This window comes from Picosynechococcus sp. PCC 7002, from assembly GCF_963860125.1.
Classification (GTDB): Bacteria; Cyanobacteriota; Cyanobacteriia; order Cyanobacteriales; family MRBY01; genus MRBY01.
In genome coordinates this window covers 2,102,234-2,119,948 of record NZ_CAWLFA010000001.1, presented here as the reverse complement: position 1 = coordinate 2,119,948, position 17,715 = coordinate 2,102,234, and the positions used below count along the sequence as shown (strand labels likewise).

At 49.3% G+C, this 17,715-nt stretch carries 17 protein-coding genes; 6 read left to right on the top strand and 11 right to left on the bottom strand.

Annotation, left to right across the window (positions count from 1 at the left end):
- The first annotated feature begins 82 nt into the window (after positions 1 to 82).
- The 3 genes from AACQ84_RS10325 to AACQ84_RS10315 all read left to right on the top strand — a co-directional run bounded on the left by AACQ84_RS10325 (position 83) and on the right by AACQ84_RS10315 (position 3,166).
- A complete protein-coding gene (locus AACQ84_RS10325; protein ID WP_234992837.1) occupies positions 83 to 1,237 on the top strand; it encodes an ABC transporter substrate-binding protein in 1,155 nt (384 codons plus the stop codon).
- 85 nt (positions 1,238 to 1,322) lie between these two features.
- The gene (locus tag AACQ84_RS10320) at positions 1,323 to 2,303 is read left to right on the top strand and encodes a carbohydrate ABC transporter permease (RefSeq protein WP_234991390.1); all 981 of its coding nucleotides are present in this window, start codon (positions 1,323 to 1,325) and stop codon (positions 2,301 to 2,303) included.
- Positions 2,303 to 3,166 carry a carbohydrate ABC transporter permease gene (locus tag AACQ84_RS10315; RefSeq protein ID WP_012307645.1) on the top strand — a complete coding sequence of 288 codons (864 nt, stop codon included), beginning with the start codon at positions 2,303 to 2,305 and terminating at the stop codon, positions 3,164 to 3,166. Before AACQ84_RS10320 ends, AACQ84_RS10315 begins: the two co-directional genes overlap by 1 nt.
- Here the strand turns inward: AACQ84_RS10315 and AACQ84_RS10310 are convergent.
- The 3 genes from AACQ84_RS10310 to AACQ84_RS10300 all read right to left on the bottom strand — a co-directional run bounded on the left by AACQ84_RS10310 (position 3,163) and on the right by AACQ84_RS10300 (position 5,167).
- Positions 3,163 to 3,852: a GUN4 domain-containing protein gene (locus tag AACQ84_RS10310; protein WP_012307644.1), complete on the bottom strand. Its 690-nt coding sequence runs from the start codon at positions 3,850 to 3,852 to the stop codon at positions 3,163 to 3,165. The genes AACQ84_RS10315 and AACQ84_RS10310 overlap by 4 nt on opposite strands.
- 269 nt (positions 3,853 to 4,121) lie before the next feature.
- On the bottom strand, positions 4,122 to 4,508 hold the full coding sequence (locus AACQ84_RS10305; protein WP_012307643.1) for an adenylyltransferase/cytidyltransferase family protein: 387 nt from the start codon (positions 4,506 to 4,508) through the stop codon (positions 4,122 to 4,124).
- The gene (locus AACQ84_RS10300) at positions 4,508 to 5,167 is read right to left on the bottom strand and encodes a response regulator transcription factor (protein ID WP_012307642.1); all 660 of its coding nucleotides are present in this window, start codon (positions 5,165 to 5,167) and stop codon (positions 4,508 to 4,510) included. The genes AACQ84_RS10305 and AACQ84_RS10300 overlap by 1 nt, the downstream gene beginning before the upstream one ends.
- Before the next feature lie 243 nt (positions 5,168 to 5,410).
- Here AACQ84_RS10300 and cruF point away from each other — a divergent pair, with 243 nt between their 5' ends.
- From cruF to purT, 3 genes are all read left to right on the top strand, one after another.
- Positions 5,411 to 6,319 (top strand): gamma-carotene 1'-hydroxylase CruF, encoded by a 909-nt coding sequence (gene cruF, locus AACQ84_RS10295; RefSeq protein ID WP_012307641.1) that lies wholly within the window; start codon positions 5,411 to 5,413, stop codon positions 6,317 to 6,319.
- Positions 6,320 to 6,397: 78 nt separating this feature from the next.
- Complete coding sequence (gene cruG, locus AACQ84_RS10290) at positions 6,398 to 7,591, top strand: 2'-O-glycosyltransferase CruG (protein WP_012307640.1); 1,194 nt, start codon at positions 6,398 to 6,400, stop codon at positions 7,589 to 7,591.
- Between the two features lie 45 nt (positions 7,592 to 7,636).
- Positions 7,637 to 8,824, top strand: coding sequence for a formate-dependent phosphoribosylglycinamide formyltransferase (purT, locus tag AACQ84_RS10285; protein WP_012307639.1), 1,188 nt, complete (start codon positions 7,637 to 7,639; stop codon positions 8,822 to 8,824).
- Positions 8,825 to 9,377: 553 nt separating this feature from the next.
- Here the strand turns inward: purT and AACQ84_RS10280 are convergent.
- From AACQ84_RS10280 to AACQ84_RS10245, 8 genes are all read right to left on the bottom strand, one after another.
- Complete coding sequence (locus AACQ84_RS10280) at positions 9,378 to 9,851, bottom strand: hypothetical protein (RefSeq protein ID WP_143589420.1); 474 nt, start codon at positions 9,849 to 9,851, stop codon at positions 9,378 to 9,380.
- A 165-nt stretch (positions 9,852 to 10,016) separates the two neighbouring features.
- A complete protein-coding gene (locus tag AACQ84_RS10275) occupies positions 10,017 to 11,480 on the bottom strand; it encodes an LCP family protein (protein ID WP_012307637.1) in 1,464 nt (487 codons plus the stop codon).
- Between the two features lie 93 nt (positions 11,481 to 11,573).
- Entirely contained in the window at positions 11,574 to 11,957 is a 384-nt protein-coding gene (locus AACQ84_RS10270; protein ID WP_012307636.1) for a hypothetical protein, read from the bottom strand.
- Between the two features lie 82 nt (positions 11,958 to 12,039).
- Positions 12,040 to 12,948, bottom strand: a complete 909-nt coding sequence (locus AACQ84_RS10265; protein WP_012307635.1) for a pentapeptide repeat-containing protein — start codon at positions 12,946 to 12,948, stop codon at positions 12,040 to 12,042.
- Positions 12,949 to 12,962: 14 nt separating this feature from the next.
- Positions 12,963 to 13,601, bottom strand: coding sequence for a hypothetical protein (locus AACQ84_RS10260; RefSeq protein WP_012307634.1), 639 nt, complete (start codon positions 13,599 to 13,601; stop codon positions 12,963 to 12,965).
- 152 nt (positions 13,602 to 13,753) lie between these two features.
- Positions 13,754 to 14,866, bottom strand: coding sequence for a hypothetical protein (locus tag AACQ84_RS10255; protein ID WP_012307633.1), 1,113 nt, complete (start codon positions 14,864 to 14,866; stop codon positions 13,754 to 13,756).
- Positions 14,867 to 14,973: 107 nt separating this feature from the next.
- Positions 14,974 to 15,813 carry an HAD-IIB family hydrolase gene (locus tag AACQ84_RS10250; RefSeq protein WP_012307632.1) on the bottom strand — a complete coding sequence of 280 codons (840 nt, stop codon included), beginning with the start codon at positions 15,811 to 15,813 and terminating at the stop codon, positions 14,974 to 14,976.
- Positions 15,794 to 17,548, bottom strand: a complete 1,755-nt coding sequence (locus tag AACQ84_RS10245; RefSeq protein ID WP_012307631.1) for a sugar phosphorylase — start codon at positions 17,546 to 17,548, stop codon at positions 15,794 to 15,796. Before AACQ84_RS10245 ends, AACQ84_RS10250 begins: the two co-directional genes overlap by 20 nt.
- Between the last annotated feature and the right edge of the window lie 167 nt (positions 17,549 to 17,715).

Genomic DNA, 17,715 nt, shown 5'->3' with positions numbered 1-17,715 from the left:
TTTAACGGGCTGTGTTGGCGAACAAACAACCTCTGGAGACGATACAACAAGCGATACAAAACAAGTCACCGTTTTCGGAGTAATGATCGGGGAGCAACAGGAAAAAATTGAGGCGGCACTGGCTCCCTTTACCGAAGAAACAGGCATTGAAGTGGTTTACGAAGGCACAGATACCTTTGCGACGACCTTGCCGATTCGGGTTGATTCCGGCAATCCGCCAGATCTAGCGATGTTTCCCCAACCGGGGCTGATGGCGGATTTCGCGCGGGAAGGTCGGTTGGTTCCCCTCACAGAATTTATGAGCCTTGAGGATTTGCAGGCGGCCTATGATGAGTCTTGGATTCAGCTCGGTAGTGTGGAAAATGTGCCCTATGGGGTGTGGTATCGGGCTTCGGTCAAAAGTTTAGTTTGGTACAACCCGCAGCAGTTTGCGGTGAATGGCTACGAGATTCCCACCACTTGGGATGAAATGCTAGCTCTGAGCGATCGCCTTGTGTCTGAAGGCAAAACCCCTTGGTGTATTGGCATGGAAAGTGGCGATTCGACGGGTTGGGCTGGTACCGATTGGGTCGAAGAAATTATGCTACGCACCGCAGGCCCCAATGTCTATGACCAATGGATCAACCACGAAATTCCCTTTAACGATCCGGCGGTGGAAAATGCGGTCAACATTTTTGGCGACATTGTTCGCAACGAAGATTATGTCTATGGTGGCGTGGTGAGTGCCCTGAGTACGCCCTTTGGGGATTCGATTCAAGGATTGTTTGGCGAAGATCCCAACTGCTACCTACACAAGCAAGGGAATTTTATTGAGGCGTTTTTACCAACGGACATTAACCTCAATGAAGATGTGGATGTGTTCCCACTGCCGCAGATTAATCCGGAACAAGGTTTACCGATCCTCGTTGCGGGGGATGTGTTCGCCATGTTTAATGACACTCCGGAAGCGCGGCAATTGATGGAATATCTCGCCAGTAAAACGCCCCACGAAGTTGCCGCAGGACTGGGGGGTTATCTTTCGCCCCGACAGGGCATTGATTTGGCCCTATATCCCACAGATTTGAGCCGCAAACAAGCAGAGATTTTGGGGAATGCGGAAGTGATCCGCTTTGATGCGTCGGATATGATGCCGGGTGCGGTGGGCACGGGCACTTTCTGGTCGGGCATGGTGGACTATGTCGGCGGCGCAGATGCCGAAACGGTTTTAACCAATATTGAAAACAGTTGGCCTGAGTAACATCCCCCTAAATCCCCCTTCAAAGGGGGACTTCGATTCCCCTGAATCCTTCTTTAACCGAGACTGTAAGTATTTCATGGAGGTCATGATGGAATTCTGGACGCGTCTACTGAACGTGGTCTTGGCGATCGCCATTGGTTGTGGCGGTGTGATTGGGCTGTTTTATTTAGCGAATATTGCGATTAATGCCCTGCCGAAACCCTGGAATCAGCGACTATTGCCGTGGGTTTATATTTCTCCGGCATTATTATTGCTTTCTGCCTATTTGATTTTGCCGACGATGCAAACGTTTTATTTGAGTTTTCTAGATGGGCGATCGCAAAATTTTGTCGGACTCAAAAACTATATTTTTGCCTTCACTGACCGGGCAATGTTAATTGCGTTTAAAAATAATTTGCTTTGGCTTGTTTTGGTTACAGGTGTCAGCGTCAGTTTGGGATTAATTATTGCCGTACTAGTTGACAAAGTGCGCTATGAACCAATTATTAAATCCTTAATTTTCTTGCCGATGGCAATCTCCTTTGTGGGGGCGAGTGTCATCTGGAAATTTATGTACGCCTACAAACCGGCTGGGGATGATCAAATTGGTGTTTTAAATGCGCTGTTGGTGAATTTTGGCTTTGAACCCGTGGGCTGGATTGTCGAACAATCGGTGAATAATTTTGCTTTGATTGCAATTATGATCTGGCTTTACACCGGTTTTGCGATGGTAATTTTATCGTCAGCGGTCAAAGGTATTCCAGAAGAAGTGATCGAAGCGGCGCGGATTGATGGGGCGAATAGTTGGCAAATTTTTTGGCGAATTACGATCCCAATGATCCGTTCCACGATTCTCGTTGTCAGTACCACGATTATTATTTTGGTCTTGAAAGTATTTGATATCGTCTTTGTGATGACAGGGGGCAATTATGGTACGGAAGTGATCGCCAGTCGCATGATTAAAGAGATGTTTAATTATCGAAATTTTGGGCGTGGTAGTGCGATCGCCATCGTGCTTTTAATCTTAATTATTCCGGTAATGATCAGTAATATTCGACGGTTTAGAACACAGGAGAAATTACGCTAATGGCACAGCAAAAGCAAACTCAATTTTGGCAAAAAACACCGATTCATATTTCGTTATTGGTGATCGCTTTTATCTGGACATTGCCGTCGGTGGGGTTACTCATTAGCTCTTTTCGGCGACGGGATGCAATGCTGGAAACGGGCTGGTGGACTATTTTTCAACATCCCTTTGAACTAACCCAATATCACATTGGAAATTATGTGGATGTGCTCCAAGCGGAGGGCATGGGACAGGCCTTTTTTAATAGCTTGACAATCGCCATTCCCGCGACGGTGATCCCGATTGCGATCGCCTGTTTTGCTGCCTATGCCTTTGCCTGGATGAAATTTCCGGGGCGACAATTTTTATTTATCGTGGTGGTTTGTTTGCTGGTTGTCCCGCTACAAACGACCCTGATTCCGATTCTGCGGGCCTATCGAGATTTTGGTCTGTCCAATAGTTTCCTGGGGGTATGGCTTGCCCATGCGGGGTATGGTCTGCCCCTGGGGATTTACCTCCTGCGGAACTACATTGGCGAATTACCCAAGGATTTAATCGAAGCGGCGGCGGTGGATGGCGCATCCCACTTGAAGATTTTTACAAAATTAATCGTCCCCCTCTCGATGCCGGCGATCGCCTCCTTTGCGGTCTTCCAGTTTCTGTGGGTGTGGAATGATTTGCTCATCGCCCTAGTTTATTTAGGCACCACAAATGACGTTGCCCCCGTCACGATCCAACTGAGTAATTTAGTCGGGTCACGGGGCCAAGACTGGCACCTGCTTACTGCCGGAGCCTTTATCTCGATGATCGTTCCCCTCGGCGTTTTCTTCAGCCTACAACGCTATTTCGTACGGGGAATTTTAGCGGGTTCAGTGAAATCCTAGTCCTTTGTCCACACGGGATGTTGGAACAGCGCGAGGATCGTTTTTGCGCCCCGTAACTGGTTAGAGGTGGGCAGATGTCCCCTGGGTGCATCCAGATTCCAAATAAATGCTTTGGGATAACGCGCCCAGGTTCTCCCATCCCGCCAAGCAATTTTTTCCCAGAGGGCATTGAAGTCTTTACCGAGGGAATTCCATAATTTACGCTGTACCGAAAAGCCAAATTTCCCGCCGGAATAAACCTGCCACAACTGATCGAGGGTGAGCAGATCCTCGTCGGGAAACCGCTCTACCTCCGTAAAGTAGAGCCATTTTCGTTTCATAGCAGATTCCCCTGCCAGTTCACACATTTTCTGGAGGGTTAAAATATCTGCTTCCAGAAACTCCTCTTCGATCAATTTGTCTTGAATAATCTGGTAATCAATCTCTCGCGCTGACTTGAGTTCAACGACCCCCTCCGGAAATTCCTGCTGCATGAACAGTAAATTTTCGGCGGTTTGATTCTGGGTGAGCACTTGGCAAATTTTCCCCATGACAGGGGTTGCCGCCTGGCCCTGTTGCGCCATCAAAAATTCTCTCAAGCAAGCAAAACCAGCATCCCCTTGGTCAATCAGTTGGGGGATTTGTTCTAGCTGCTTTTTCGCCGATAATGCCGAAAATTCTTGCAGTAAATCGCTGGTTGCCTCCATGTAAACTGTGTCTCCCCAATGTGTTGCGTCAAAAAATTGTGATGGATGTAGTGCGTGGGCGATCGCCGTCAAAATCTACTATTGAGTCAAGCAGAGCGATAAAGCTTTACCCAGTGGGACGGAAATCACCATCAAACCAGACTATCACAGGACACAGTAGGAAATATTGACTCTTGTTTAAGAATCTTTTGGATAATGCCACTGGTGGAGGTCGGAATTTCAATCTGGATCAACTCAATTTTACCGCCGTAGGCCTTGACGGTAGGCGCTTATGGGAGTGTTTCTGGCGTGTAATCACCCCCTTTAACATAAATATCCGGTTGTAGGGCAGCGATGGTTTGGGTGGCGGTGGGTTCATCAAATAACACGACGGCATCCACAACAGCGAGAGCAGTCAAAAGTTCAGCGCGTTGGGCTTCGGGGATGATGGGACGATCGGGTAAATGGTCGGGTTGGGGTTTAAGGCCTGCCACGGAGCGATCGCCATTTAAGCCAATCACCAAAGTTTTGCCCAGTTGTTTCGCAGCGGTTAGATAACGGACATGGCCCACGTGGAGCAGATCAAAACAGCCATTGGTAAACACAAGGGGACGCCAGCGGTCTGGATCAGTGGCGATCGCCCGCTGCAATACCGCCAATTCATAAACCTGTCCCATTAGTTGTCCTCAGAATGATTTGCTGGTTTTTCATAGCCATTTTCATAGGCAAACCGCACCAATTGAGACCGATTTTCAAGGTTTAATTTATTCAAAATACTACTAAGGTGCGTCTGGACAGTGCGCGGACTGACATAAAGATGCTCACTGATTTGCTTATTGGTCCAACCTTGAACTGCCTCCCAAAAAACACGCATCTCGGCGGGGGTTAACGGGAGTGGTTCTGGGGCTTGCTTCATCTGCTCAACGTTAGCCTGGGCAGCGAGCCGTTGCATTTCTGCGCGAATGTTCTCTATTCTGGCTAGCTGGCGCTCAATCTTTGCGAGTAATTCCTTCATTTCAAAAGGTTTGGCGATATAGTCGTCGGCCCCTGAAAAATGACCCTCAACACGCGCCTCCACATCAGTCTGACTCGACAAAAATAGAAAAGGAATCAACTGTCCTGTCGGTTGAGAACGAATATACCGGCAGAATTCAAAACCATCCATTTCTGGCATACGCACATCAGAAACGATTAGATCCGGTTGAAATTCCAGCCAAATATCGAGTCCCTGCTTTCCAGACAGAACGACCGCGACGAGATATCCAGCTTGCGTGAGTAAATTTTCCAGGATCTTTTGCAAGATAGGATCATCATCGATCACAAGAATTCGTTTCATGTCATTGCACCAACTGAAAATAAAGATTTACGGGTTAGTCTACAGACTACAGACATTTCGGAAAGCTCTTCTCCACCCAAAAAACGTGGTTAGATCAAGGGTATTACAGATAAGAGCGATACGAGTGGTTATTTTGTAACCAATCTACAGATTTATTTACAATTTTTTGTAAACTATGGGGAGTGTCAATTGCTTCTCAGTTCAATTTTGCGCCCCAGGGACGCCAGGAGGTCAGCGCCAGTTATGAAAATTAGGCTCAAGCCAGAAGAATATTTATTGTGGGGTCATGGGTTGGCCATGGCCTTTGGTTTAGCGGGCTTACTGCTTGTTTTACCAAATGCCGACTTCATTGCCAGCTTGCCCGATTTTGGCCAGGTTGCTTTTCGTCTCTCGATGGCCAATGGTGGTGTGATGTACATGCTCCTGGGGATGGCTGCGGTCACTGTCTATGCCTATCGCCTGCTGGGGAAAAAATATTTATTGTCTTTTCTCATTCCAGCGCTAGCAGTGTCGGTATCAGCGGAACTAATGGGCACCAGTACAGGGTTTCCGTTTGGGGCTTATCACTACACCAGCGGTTTGGGCTATAAGATTGCGGGGTTAGTCCCGTTTACCATTCCTCTATCTTGGTTCTATCTGGGCTTTAGTAGTTTTCTGATCGCGCGGGTGGGTTTGCAGAAATATAACTTACCCCGGTGGATTTATTCTTTGGCGGCGATCGCCCTTGGCGCTTTGCTGCTCACCTCTTGGGATTTTGTTCTAGATCCGGGGATGAGCCAAACTGCTGTACCTTTCTGGGAATGGGAAGTGGTTGGGCCATTTTTCGGGATGCCCTACGAAAATTTCTCCGGTTGGTTTGGAACCGGTTGTGTGTTTATGGGCATTGCCAGTCTGTTTTGGGGCAAACAACCCCTTGAGCTGTCCCGGGAACAGTTGATGTTGCCCTTCGCCATGTATCTTTTAAATTTTGGCTTTGCGACGATGATGAGCATTGGTGGCGGCATTTATCCACCGATTTTGTTGGGAATCCTGCTGGGCTTGGCACCGGTTACTGTGTTGTACTTCAGTATCCCCAAAGCAAGCCAAGCAACGACGACGCTGCCGATGGTGGATGCCACGACTGAGAAAATGCCCGTGGGCGCCGGTCGTTAACTATTTTTTTCGTATTACCCCCATCCTCTAAAATTGGGGGTTTTTTGTGTTTATTTTTAGCTGGAAATTACTTGAGTTATGGATTTTTCCCCGGTATGGATCGGTGGTCTTTGCTTGTTTGGCTTGCTCATTCAGGGTAGTGGGGCTTTAGTTGTCTTATCGCGGTTAATGAAGGGGGCCGTGCGGCGATCGCCTTTGACTCCCCAAGCTTCAAATTCTGATAATTTAGCCGCCGTCACAGTGGTGGTGCCGAGCCTCAACGAAGTAGAACGAATTCAACCCTGCCTGGATGGGCTAAGTCAGCAAAGCTATGAAGTGCGAGAAATCCTCGTCGTTGATAGTAATTCCACCGATGGCACTAGGGAAAAAGTTTTAGCTAAGGCTGCAACGGATCCCCGGTTTCGCTTACTAACAGATGATCCGCTGCCCCAGGGTTGGGTGGGCCGTCCCTGGGCGTTAAATTGGGGCTTTGAGCACAGTTCCCCAGACAGTGAGTGGATTTTGGGAGTCGATGCCGATACCCAACCCCAGCGGGGGATGATCGCCAGTGTTCTCCAGGCCGCTGAGGAGGAAGGGTTTGATTTGGTCTCCCTATCGCCCCAGTTTATTTTGCGATCGCCGGGGGAATGGTGGTTACAACCAGCGCTGCTGATGACCCTACTCTTTCGTTTTGATGTGGCAGGGATTCGCCAACCGGATCAAGACAGTGTGATGGCCAATGGGCAATGTTTCCTCTGTCGGCGCAAGGTATTAGAAAACGTCGGGGGTTATCGTTCGGCGGCGGGATCGTTTTGTGATGATGTGACCCTGGCGAGAAATATTGCGAAGGCGGGCTATCGGGTTGGTTTTCTTGATGGCGCGAAAATTATTAAAGTCAGAATGTACGAGGGGATGCGGGAAACCTGGGACGAATGGGGGCGATCGCTCGATTTAAAAGATGCCACCTCCCGCACAGAACTCTGGGGACAACTATGGCTCCTGACAATGGTGCAAGGCCTACCGATTCCCTTAACGATGCTGCTGTTTGGGGGCATCGAAGAAGGTCTAAGCAACCCCTTTTTGTCTGGTTGGTTGGACTTAAATGTCTTTTTGCTCCTGGTGCGCTTCGGGATGCTGTTGGCCATTTCCGGCTCCTATGATCGCCAATTTAGCGTCGGTAAAAGTGCATGGCTATTTTGGTTATCTCCCTTTGCAGATCCCTTTGCGGTGGCACGGATTTTCCTCTCAGCCCGACAAAAACCCAAGGCCTGGCGGGGGCGCGTGTACAGCTAAAAACGGTATGATATCTCTGTTTTGTTCTTGGCAATAGGTGAAAAAATGGCGATCGCATTACCGAAAAAAATCATGTTGTTGGGCTCTGGGGAACTGGGTAAAGAAGTGGCGATCGCCGCCCAACGTTTAGGCAATACCGTGATCGCTGTGGATCGCTATGACAACGCCCCGGCAATGCAGGTGGCCGACCAACGGGAAGTCATCTCTATGCTTGATGGGGTAGCCCTCGAAGCGGTGATCAAAAAACATCAACCGGATCTGATCGTGCCGGAAGTAGAAGCCATCCGCACCGAAAAACTCATCGAATTAGAACAGCAAGGCTATACCGTTATCCCCACCGCCGCCGCCACCAACTTCACCATGAACCGCGATCGCATCCGGGATCTTGCCAGCGAAGAATTAGGCCTGCGTACTGCCAAATATGCCTATGCCACCAACCTCGCAGAACTCAAAACCGTCGCCCAGGACATCGGCTTTCCCAACGTGATCAAGCCCGTAATGTCCTCCTCTGGTAAAGGGCAATCCGTGGTACAAACTGCCGACGAATTAGAAGCCGCCTGGAATTACGCCATTGAGGGGGCCAGGGGTGACACCGCCAAAATTATCATCGAAGAATTTATCGATTTCGAGGTAGAAATCACCCTCCTCACCATCCGCCAATGGGCAGGAGAAACCCTCTTTTGTCCGGCGATCGCCCACCGCCAAGAGCGGGGTGACTACCAAGAATCCTGGCAGCCCGTTGGTTTAACCGCAGCCCAAGTAAAAGATGCCCAGGACATTGCCCGGAAAGTTACCGATAAACTCGGGGGCGCTGGCATTTTTGGGGTCGAGTTTTTTATCACCAAAGATGAAGTAATTTTTTCGGAATTGTCTCCCCGGCCCCACGATACGGGCATGGTGACGCTCATTTCCCAAAACCTGAATGAATTTGAACTCCATCTCCGGGCGATCTTGGGTCTACCGATTCCTACCATTGAATTGCTGAGTCCGGCGGCCAGTGCAGTGATTCTCGCTGAGAAAAATAGCGATCAAATTATGTTTACTGGTGTTGCAGCAGCCTTGGCTATCCCAGACACCGACCTCCGTTTATTTGGTAAGCCCGATTCTCGTCCCTACCGTCGCATGGGGGTCGCCCTCGCCAAGGGGAAAGATGCTACCGAAGCTCGTCAAAAGGCAACGACGGCAGCAGCCACAATCAAAATTACTGCAACAGCTCCTCACCCGAGCCATTGAGGATTAAAAAAGATCAACAGGACCAAAGGAATCGACTTCTTCTAGTCCCTCGTTGAACGATAAATAAACGTAAGGAAAAAGACGTGCTGGTGGGCAATGTGCTTGAGGATTTTACTAATACCTGCTAGCTACTATCAAACACGAGAAAGAATCCTATTATGAGAATTCAATTATGAGCCGAAGAAATATCATTGCTCATATTTACCTAGATGAGAATATTCTGTAGTAAACCGTCCAGAATGAACTAGAATCACGGCATAAGTATATTTAAGAACCCTGGGACAAAGAAGCATTGATCAATGACTGTAAAGCAGTTTAGTCTTTGTCCTCTAACTTCCCAATGCAATAAACCATAGTCATCATAGACATAAGTGTCCAAGTACCATCAAATCCCACATTGATTCGGTGGCGCAATTCAGCTTCGGATTCCTTTGCATTATAGGCTTTAATGAGTTCCATATAATCACGATAAACCCAATAACTCCAAAATACGGTAGAGGCAAAAAAGAATAGAGTAAAAAATCGAAATAAGTTTTTAATACGCATAAAAGTTTTAGTATTCACCTACAAAACAAGCTGGAGATCGGCCACCTGTACGGACATATGCTGAATTGTTCCCACAGTATCTTTCTTCGCCAGTATAGTAAAAGATATCGTATGGACAATCACATTGATTATATCTTGGTTCTCTTATGGGAGTTGGAGCTGAGTTACCGCCGTAAATCTTGCCTAACATTTCAGTTTGAGACTGGTTGATATCGCTTAGCGATTTCATATAATCACTCACAACCTCTTGTTGCCTATGTACTTTTTCTTGATACTGCTGCCTTTCTCTTTGTTCATTGATATTTTCTGAAACCATCAATGGAACACCTATAAAAACACAAATCATAAACCATAAAATACTTAAACGACCAAAACAACCAAGAGATTGATGTTGGTTTTGAACAGCCTTACACTCTTGACACACTTGACGACCACTAGATAATGTAATGACTTTTTCAGAATTACATTTTTGGCATTTCATCGAACTTGACTTCAACACAAATATTTTACACTTATTGTCACTATCGAATATATGTCTTAAGAATAGCAGCAATCAAGTTTAGTGAACTATTTGTGGCTTCGTAACTTGCAAAAATAAGAAATTTAGGACATCTGTCATAACAATATTTGAAATCGTTAAATTACTCTAATTGACTGTGGTTTGACCGGGAAGGTTATTTGCGAGGGTAAGCCAGTCGCGGCCGAGTTGAATCGTAATGTCGGAATTTAATACTCCGGTACTTTCTACTCGCACTTCCCCAAATCCTAGGTTTGCGCGAATTTCGGAAGCTGCTAGATCATCTCCTTTTTGGGCCACGATGCGCGTGTTTTCCAACGGTTCTGACCAGTCCTGGGCGATACTAACCCGACTGTAACCCGCTTCGTTTAAACGCTGGAGGAGCGATCGCACAGCTTGAGAATTCCCCGTACTGTCTTGGATTGCAATGCGCACATCCCCAGGGGAGAGAAAGTCTAAATTGCTGGCGTAATCGGTCTGGATGTCAAAATGCTGGGCCATCACCCGACTAATGCGGCTGCGGTGGGGTAACCAATAGCTTGTGCTGCCGTTTCTGCCGTCGCCGCTAAATTCCCCTGGGAGCATCACCATCTGAATATTACTGCGCTCGATCTGAGAACCAAAGCCAGCGAGGGCAATCAGTTCTTGAACGCTCATATTCGTATCAATATGGGATTGAATAATCGACATGACCTGGGGAAATTTCACCAAGTTACTGGGAGTTAAACTTTGCTCTAGAACAGCACGGATTAAGGTCTGTTGGCGCTGAACACGGCCAATATCGCCATATTCGTCATAGCGGAACCGCAAAAATTGGAGGGCTTCGTCGCCATTAAGGTGCTGTTCTCCTTCCTTGAGGTTGATGTAGAGACGCTGGCTATCGTCCTGGTATTTCATGTCCTTCGGGACGTAGACTGTGACCCCACCGAGGGCATCAATGAGTTTGCCAATGCCCTGGACGTTGACGCGGATGTAGCGGTCAATTTCGACGCCACCCAGAAGATCCCCAACGGTTTTGGCGGAAAGGACTGCACCACCGTAGGCATTGGCATGGTTAATTTTCGAGAGACCATAGCCTTCGATGTTGGCCTGGGTGTCCCGGGGAATGGAGAGAATTGAGATTTGTTTGTCGGCGGGATCAAAGCGCAATAACAGCATCGTATCGGCCAGCCCTTCAAAGGAATTCACGAGGGCGTGGTAACCAAGGTCTTCATTGGTGCCATCATCTACTTCAGAGGTGAGCACTTTTGTCCCCAACAGCAGAATATTTACGGGGCGCGTCAGTTCTGGTAAACGGAGGGATTGTTTGGCGATCGCCTCATCCTGGGAGAAGACGCTGAGTTCTTCCGGGGCGAGGGGTGTTTGGCGCAGGGGGGTTGAGGAGAGGGACACCGCCAATAAAGCACCCGCCGTAGCAGACACAATCGAAACGCCCGTCAAACCACACCAAATCATTAACCAGTGCCAAGTCGAAAGGGGCCGCCGTTTTTTCGACGACGACTTCTGAAAAGGGTTAGCTTTAGCGTTTTTTTGTTTTTGGGTTGCTTTGGCCGATAGACGTTGATTTGCTAGGGACGATTTTGTTGCAGGCACAGGTTTCCTCACACCGGAAAGACCACACTAAAAATTGCGGGACGAAATACTTTGATAGCTATGCTAAACCAGAGGTTCCACTTTTGGTGAGTTTTACTTCAGAAAATATTCCTCGAAATTGTCGGCCATCTGATCAGTGTTTGTCGGGGTCGTTTTAGCGGATTTTTGCCAAACACGTACCATCAAAACAAAGCAACCGAGAAAATATCCAGACGTCAGCAGGGCATTGAGATACATCATCCGAAACCCGCCAATTCCCGCCAGATGGTCACTCCCCCAGCCTAACCCCAGGTAGAGGCTTAGCCAGCTCAGCATTAGCATAATCGCCTGGCGACTAATGCGTTGTTCACGGCGATCACCTTTGTTTCCATAGAGCTGCCATAATGCCGGAAAAAAACCCAGAATCGGCACCAAATAGAGGTAAAGACGTAATTGTCGTAGACGATTCTCACCAAGGCGATCGCCAGATTCAGCCATAGATCTCGACTCCGCAGGGACTACATTTATCCTAGCTTAAGTTCTTAATGCTCCAGCTTTCCCCAGCGGGACAACACCGGATTTAACAACGCCGTTGGCCATCGGGCATGATCGCCCCCTGCAAATTGACCCGTCCCAAAGCAACTCCTTCTAGGTCAGCATTTTCTAAGTTGCAACCCTGGAGATTTGCCCCCTGGAGCAGACAACCCCGCAGATTTGCCCCCACCAAAGACGCCCCGGTTAGATCGCTATGACTGAGATCTGCCCCCCGGAGATTTACCCCTTCTAGATCCGCCCCCACCAGATTGCTATAGGCCAGATTGCTCCAGCGTACATCGGTTTTACGGAGGGTCGCCCCCTGGAGATTTGCCCCAAACAGGTAACTGTGGTGGAGGTGGGCTTGGGTCAAATCCGCGCCCACAAGTTTGACTTTATAAAGCTGTCCCTTGCCGACTTCTGCCTCGAATAAATTGGCTTGACTGAGATCCGCTTCATTGAAACTCACTTCATTCAGGTTCGTTTCGCTTAAATTAGCGCGATGCAGTTGGGCTTGGCTGAGGTTTGCCCCTAGGAGGCTGCTGTAGCGGAGATTGGCCCCGATCAGATTTGTGTGGTAAAAATTGACTCCTTGCAAACAGCATTGACGTAAGTCCGCACCGATCAAATTGGCAAAACTGAGATCGGCCCCCGAAAAATTACTATTGGCAAAGTGGCCATTACTGGCGTTGGCAGACTGCAAATTGGCATCCAAAAGCTGCAGAGATTCCCCCTGGGCACCACTCAAGTCGGCTTGTTTGAGATTGGCCGCAATTAAACGACTGTGGTCAAAGAGGCATTGGGACAGGTTGCAGCGACTGAGATCGACCCCCCGCAAGTTGAGGCGACTGAGATTGGCGTGGCTCAAGTCAGGAATCACGGTGGGGTGGGCTTGCCGCCATTGGAGCCATGCCAGGGTGCCTTGTTTGAGGATATTGAGCGGTTGAGATGCCATGGTTCGTTTCAGAATTATTCTTGACGCTGGGTTGATTGGGGTCGGCCAGGGGCATAGGCGATCGCCGCAAGGGCAGCCTGGGAACCGGCAATAATGTCCCGTTCTTCACCCCCAAGATAGACCCGGCCAAAACTCCCCACCGCCGTCACCTGCAAAATATTAATCTGGGCATATTTTTCCGCCTCATTAGCTGCGAGGGCAGCATAGGCTGCGGGTTGTACTTCTAGGACATAGAGGGTTTGGCCCGCCAGCAACATTTGCCCCCGTCGATTTCGGTTTACCAATTGGGCCTGGTGGGCATCAATATTACGAATAATTTGGCTAGAGACTACCTCCGGTTTGAGGCAATCCTTAGCCGTGACCCCAAGGGAATCGAGGATTGCTTGGCCCGCAGCTTTCGTTTCTCCTTGGCGGGGCGAGTGAATTTCGAGTAACCCATACAAACGTTCAACGAATTGTACCCCTGGGCGCACGGAGGTGGATTTGAGGGCCACATCGGTAATGCGGTTAATTTCGATGCCTGGGGACACTTCAATCCAGAGGGATGAGTCTCCTGGTAAAGGTAGAAATCCAAGGGCGACTGTACCAATGTAGGATGCGTGTTGCGGTTGCAGGCTATCGAGATAAACATAGCTGCGCAGTTCAATGCCCAAGATTGTCTCCCTGTATTGTCTGGGTTTACTGGGTTAAAAGTTTACCCCACTTCCGGGTCTTGCTGGATCTTTACCAGGGGCTTCGGCTGAGAACGATTAGGACATGGGTTATTTTAATCGCTGGGCGATCGTCCACACTTCATCTCAATGGCTTAACTTTCAATGGGTTGCCACTGGGGAGACCGACCGAATAGGAGAAAAATGGCGGTATCTGCCAGGGAAGAGCTTGGGTAAACTCGCTTGGTCATCAAAAAAATGAAGCTTAAATAGAAGGCGATCGCCCCACAGAATACGCAAAATAGAGGCAAATTGAGGAGGCCAGCCTGGAGTAAGCAGGCAAAAATCCCCACCCGCATCAACAGATCCCAGAGGGTGCTGGCACACCAAATCCGGTCTTTCCCGGCAATGAGGAGGGTGCCGGAACGGGACAACATTAATAAATTCCCCACCACAAACAGCACTTGGGTTGTGAGGGAGAGAGCCGCCAGATCATCGGGATAAATTAAGCAGTTCACAAACTGGGCCAGGGAGTTAAACATAAACAGGAGGTTTGCCGTCCAGCCCGCTAAACCGCGCCAGCCCCGCCGCAGCCAGCTTTTCAACCAAGTGCTCTGGGCCATTACCCCCCGTCGCCAACGGTTTTGGTATTGAAAAAAATTGGGTAAGCTTACGGTTTGTCGCTGGATCAGTTGCACCATCAAGCCACTCAAGAGAAACGCCGCCCCAAGGCCCCCTGGCCATTCTGGGAAATTCGGCAAAAAAGCATCGTGGAGTTGGAGCACAACCAATGCGGGGAGCAGGGCAATGCCGAGCCACTGTAAGATACGTCGCCATTGGGGCCAAAATTGATCCTGCCAACCGGGGCGATCGCAAATGAAAAAATGGCCGTAGTTCAGCACCATCCCCACCACCAAAAATAGGGTCGCTGGCCAAAATAACCACCCCGGAATGAAACCCACCTGAAACAGTTGAAAGATCACAATGTCGGCGGTGACAATCCCTGCCGCTTGGACGGTGGTGCCCCAAAATTCCCGTTGCCCGGCAAGGAAATTCATCAACAACAAATTACCTAAAATCCCGGCCGCATAACCGCCCACGGGAATCACCCCCAGGGTGGCGATCGCCGCTGGATTTCCCGTACCAATGACGGCGGCATTGCTGATCACCTGGGGAAACTGGAGGGGTAAAAAGGCCAAAATTGAGAGACTCACCAGGAATTGATTCCAGCGGTCCCAACTGGTCAGTTGCTTCAAAAAGAAAAACATAGGCGGTGCTTGGGCGATGTCCGGGAATAGCCTAACAAATGGTTGGCGATCGCCTAATCAGAAAAAATGATGATTTTTTGCTGAATTGTTGAAGAATCCAAGTCGCGCTAGTCAAACGAAATCTCAAGTTGAGCGGTTACGGCCCTGGCCCATCCTTTTGCACCGGGTTCTGGAGCGACGAGCCAGCCTTTTGTTTCAATCTGGGACACGAGTTTGGGATTAACCCCTTGAGGCCCCGGCACGGCGATCGCCACATCCACAGCTTCTAGTAAAGACAAATCATTGGGACTATCCCCCAGGCCGAGGGTTTTGATCGGTGCTTGATCGGGATGAGCTTGTTGCCACGCCTGCTGGAGGAGTTGCACAGCCCGTCCTTTGCCAGCACCTGCACCTAGGAGATGACAGAAACGATTGCCCACCAGGATTTGTAGGCCAGCTTTTGTCGCTAAAAATTCCAACTGTGCTAAATCCGTCTGGGGTCGCAAAAACGGTTCACTAAATTGGCGATCGCCCGCCTGTTTTAACGCCGCCAAGGGCAATTGCGTAAGATCCTGCAAGGCTGCCAGACTTAAATCCCCAAACCCTGTTAACGGTTCCCCGATCTGTTGGGCCAAATTCTGGAGGGATTGTCGCGCTTGGGCATAGGAAATGCCGAGGGTAATAGTGGTTAGGGTGGCCTCGGTTGTCATCTCCAGATCCAATGCCGAAAAATCAAAGCGTGGATCGTCAGATTCTAGGAAAATGCCGCTGCCATTCTCCACAATGAACGGATCCTTTAACCCAAGGGCTTCCCGCAGTTCCAGCACTTCAGCTTTTGTTTTGCTGGTGGTGGGAATAACCGGAATTCCTAATTTTTTTAAGGTCTGGATCGTCGGGATTGCGGCATCGTAGCGATAGTCATCATGGTTGAGGAGGGTGCCGTCGAGGTCAGTAAAGCAGAGGAACATTGGTAATCCACGCAGTTTGATAGGGGGCTAGGGAAATGTCCGTTGTGCCTTCTTCTAACACAACTTCATCTAATAAATCCTGCCAGTCATCGGTGCAAATCAGGTTTAAGCTGGCCACCGGGATGGTTGTCGGGCGATCGCCTAGGTTAAACAAGCAGAAAATACTCTGGCGGCGATCGCGGCTCTGACGCCAAAACCCAAAGACTGCCGGACTCTGGAAATCAAGGGTGTATTGGGTCGCGTTGGGATGAAATGCCGGTTGCTGGCGACGGATCCGGATGAGTTTTGTCAGTTCTTGCAACACCCAGGCTTGGTCAGAATCAGGGTCAGCGAGCTTTTGCTGGAGTCGGTCATCGTCCCATTGGTGACGGTTAATGCTGCGGTTATGGTTTGTCATCGCCACCTTGGCGTCATCATTGGGGGTCGCCAAAAAACTATGGATATAGAAAGCGGGCACTCCCTCTAAGGACATCATGATCGCCTGGGAACAGAGGAATCGTTGCCGTTGCCAAGGATCGGGGCCTGTAACTGTGCCTTTGAGGGCATCGAACAAAGAAATATTCAGTTCATAGGGTTTTTCGGTGCCATTGGGCAAACTACGGTAGCTAATTCTGGCCCCAAAATCGGCCATGGTTTGGATCAATTGATCGAATTCTTTGCCTTCTAGCAGACCTTCGGCGGGGCGGAGGCCAATGCCATCGTGGGAGGCGGTGAAATTAAAGTAGGCGCAACCATCCTGGGCCGGGGGCATACTTTTCATCCAGGTTTTGAGGTGCCGGGCTTCGCCCCGAATCAGCGCATTGAGGAGTAGGGGCGGCAGGCTGAAATTGTAGATCATGTGGGCCTCGTTGCCCTTGCCGAAATAGCTGAGGTTTTCCCGGTTGGGGACGTTGGTTTCGGTAATCACCACGGTGCGTGGGTAGGTGACAGCAAGGATTTCCCGGATCAATTGGATCACCAGATGGGTTTCCCGCAGGTGAATGCAGGCGGTTTGTAATTTTTTCCAGAGAAAGCCCACCGCATCAAGGCGAATAAAGCGGATGCCGTGCTGACAGTAACCCAAGAGGATATCGATAAATTCAAAGAGGACGTCGGGGTTAGCAAAGTTGACATCTACTTGATCGCGGCTAAAGGTGGTCCACACGTGGCGATCGCCTTTTGTCGTGGCAAATTGACTCAGGAGCGGGCTACTGCGGGGGCGCACCACTAACTGGGTATCGGTATCTGGGGGCACCTCAATGAAGTAGTCACAACCGGGTTTTTCCTGGGCGAGGAATTGCCGAAACCAGTCTGATTCACTTGAGACATGGTTGATCACCAGATCGGCCATCACTTCAAATTCTTTGGCGATCGCCTCGATATCTTGCCAACTGCCCAACTGCGGATTGACCTGGCGGTAATCAATTACCGCAAAGCCATCATCGGAACTGTAGGGAAAAAACGGCAGAATATGCACACCGCTAATCACTCCCTGGAGCCGTTCCCGCAGAAAAGTCAAAAGTACCTGGAGGGGGTTGGGGCCATTGTCAGTATTGGGTTGGTACAGGCTATCCCCGTAGGTAATCATCAGGGCCGTGCTTTGATCCCATAACTCTTCATTTTTCGTCGCCGTCACATGGGGCGCAAGTACCTGCTCCAAACGCGCAACTAATGCTGCAGGCGGATGATCAGGATATAGGGTCGCAAAAAATTCATCAAGGCGATCGCCAAGACCTGCAATCTGGGGAATGGTCATAGGAGTAACAGGAAAAACACGCTAATTTCACTCATCGGGGACAAGCCCACGTCGCTTTTTTAAACCCCAGAGTCTCGTGATTACAGGATCAACAGACATCATTTTTAAAAACTCGCTTGATCTGTTTTTTTAGTATTTTCTTGGGGGCGAAAAAACGGCTGACTCAT

What these genes read in the sequence shown, in the direction of transcription:
- AACQ84_RS10325 (WP_234992837.1), top strand. Translation starts at nt 83, where the DNA reads ATGATCGGGGAGCAACAGGAAAAAATTGAGGCGGCACTGGCTCCCTTT.
- AACQ84_RS10305 (WP_012307643.1), bottom strand. Translation starts at nt 4,508, where the DNA reads ATGGGACAGGTTTATGAATTGGCGGTATTGCAGCGGGCGATCGCCACT.
- AACQ84_RS10255 (WP_012307633.1), bottom strand. Translation starts at nt 14,866, where the DNA reads ATGTTTTTCTTTTTGAAGCAACTGACCAGTTGGGACCGCTGGAATCAA.
- AACQ84_RS10310 (WP_012307644.1), bottom strand. Translation starts at nt 3,852, where the DNA reads ATGGAGGCAACCAGCGATTTACTGCAAGAATTTTCGGCATTATCGGCG.
- AACQ84_RS10265 (WP_012307635.1), bottom strand. Translation starts at nt 12,948, where the DNA reads ATGGCATCTCAACCGCTCAATATCCTCAAACAAGGCACCCTGGCATGG.
- AACQ84_RS10320 (WP_234991390.1), top strand. Translation starts at nt 1,323, where the DNA reads ATGATGGAATTCTGGACGCGTCTACTGAACGTGGTCTTGGCGATCGCC.
- AACQ84_RS10315 (WP_012307645.1), top strand. Translation starts at nt 2,303, where the DNA reads ATGGCACAGCAAAAGCAAACTCAATTTTGGCAAAAAACACCGATTCAT.
- purT (WP_012307639.1), top strand. Translation starts at nt 7,637, where the DNA reads ATGGCGATCGCATTACCGAAAAAAATCATGTTGTTGGGCTCTGGGGAA.
- AACQ84_RS10280 (WP_143589420.1), bottom strand. Translation starts at nt 9,851, where the DNA reads ATGAAATGCCAAAAATGTAATTCTGAAAAAGTCATTACATTATCTAGT.
- AACQ84_RS10270 (WP_012307636.1), bottom strand. Translation starts at nt 11,957, where the DNA reads ATGGCTGAATCTGGCGATCGCCTTGGTGAGAATCGTCTACGACAATTA.
- AACQ84_RS10245 (WP_012307631.1), bottom strand. Translation starts at nt 17,548, where the DNA reads ATGACCATTCCCCAGATTGCAGGTCTTGGCGATCGCCTTGATGAATTT.
- cruF (WP_012307641.1), top strand. Translation starts at nt 5,411, where the DNA reads ATGAAAATTAGGCTCAAGCCAGAAGAATATTTATTGTGGGGTCATGGG.
- AACQ84_RS10250 (WP_012307632.1), bottom strand. Translation starts at nt 15,813, where the DNA reads ATGTTCCTCTGCTTTACTGACCTCGACGGCACCCTCCTCAACCATGAT.
- AACQ84_RS10300 (WP_012307642.1), bottom strand. Translation starts at nt 5,167, where the DNA reads ATGAAACGAATTCTTGTGATCGATGATGATCCTATCTTGCAAAAGATC.
- cruG (WP_012307640.1), top strand. Translation starts at nt 6,398, where the DNA reads ATGGATTTTTCCCCGGTATGGATCGGTGGTCTTTGCTTGTTTGGCTTG.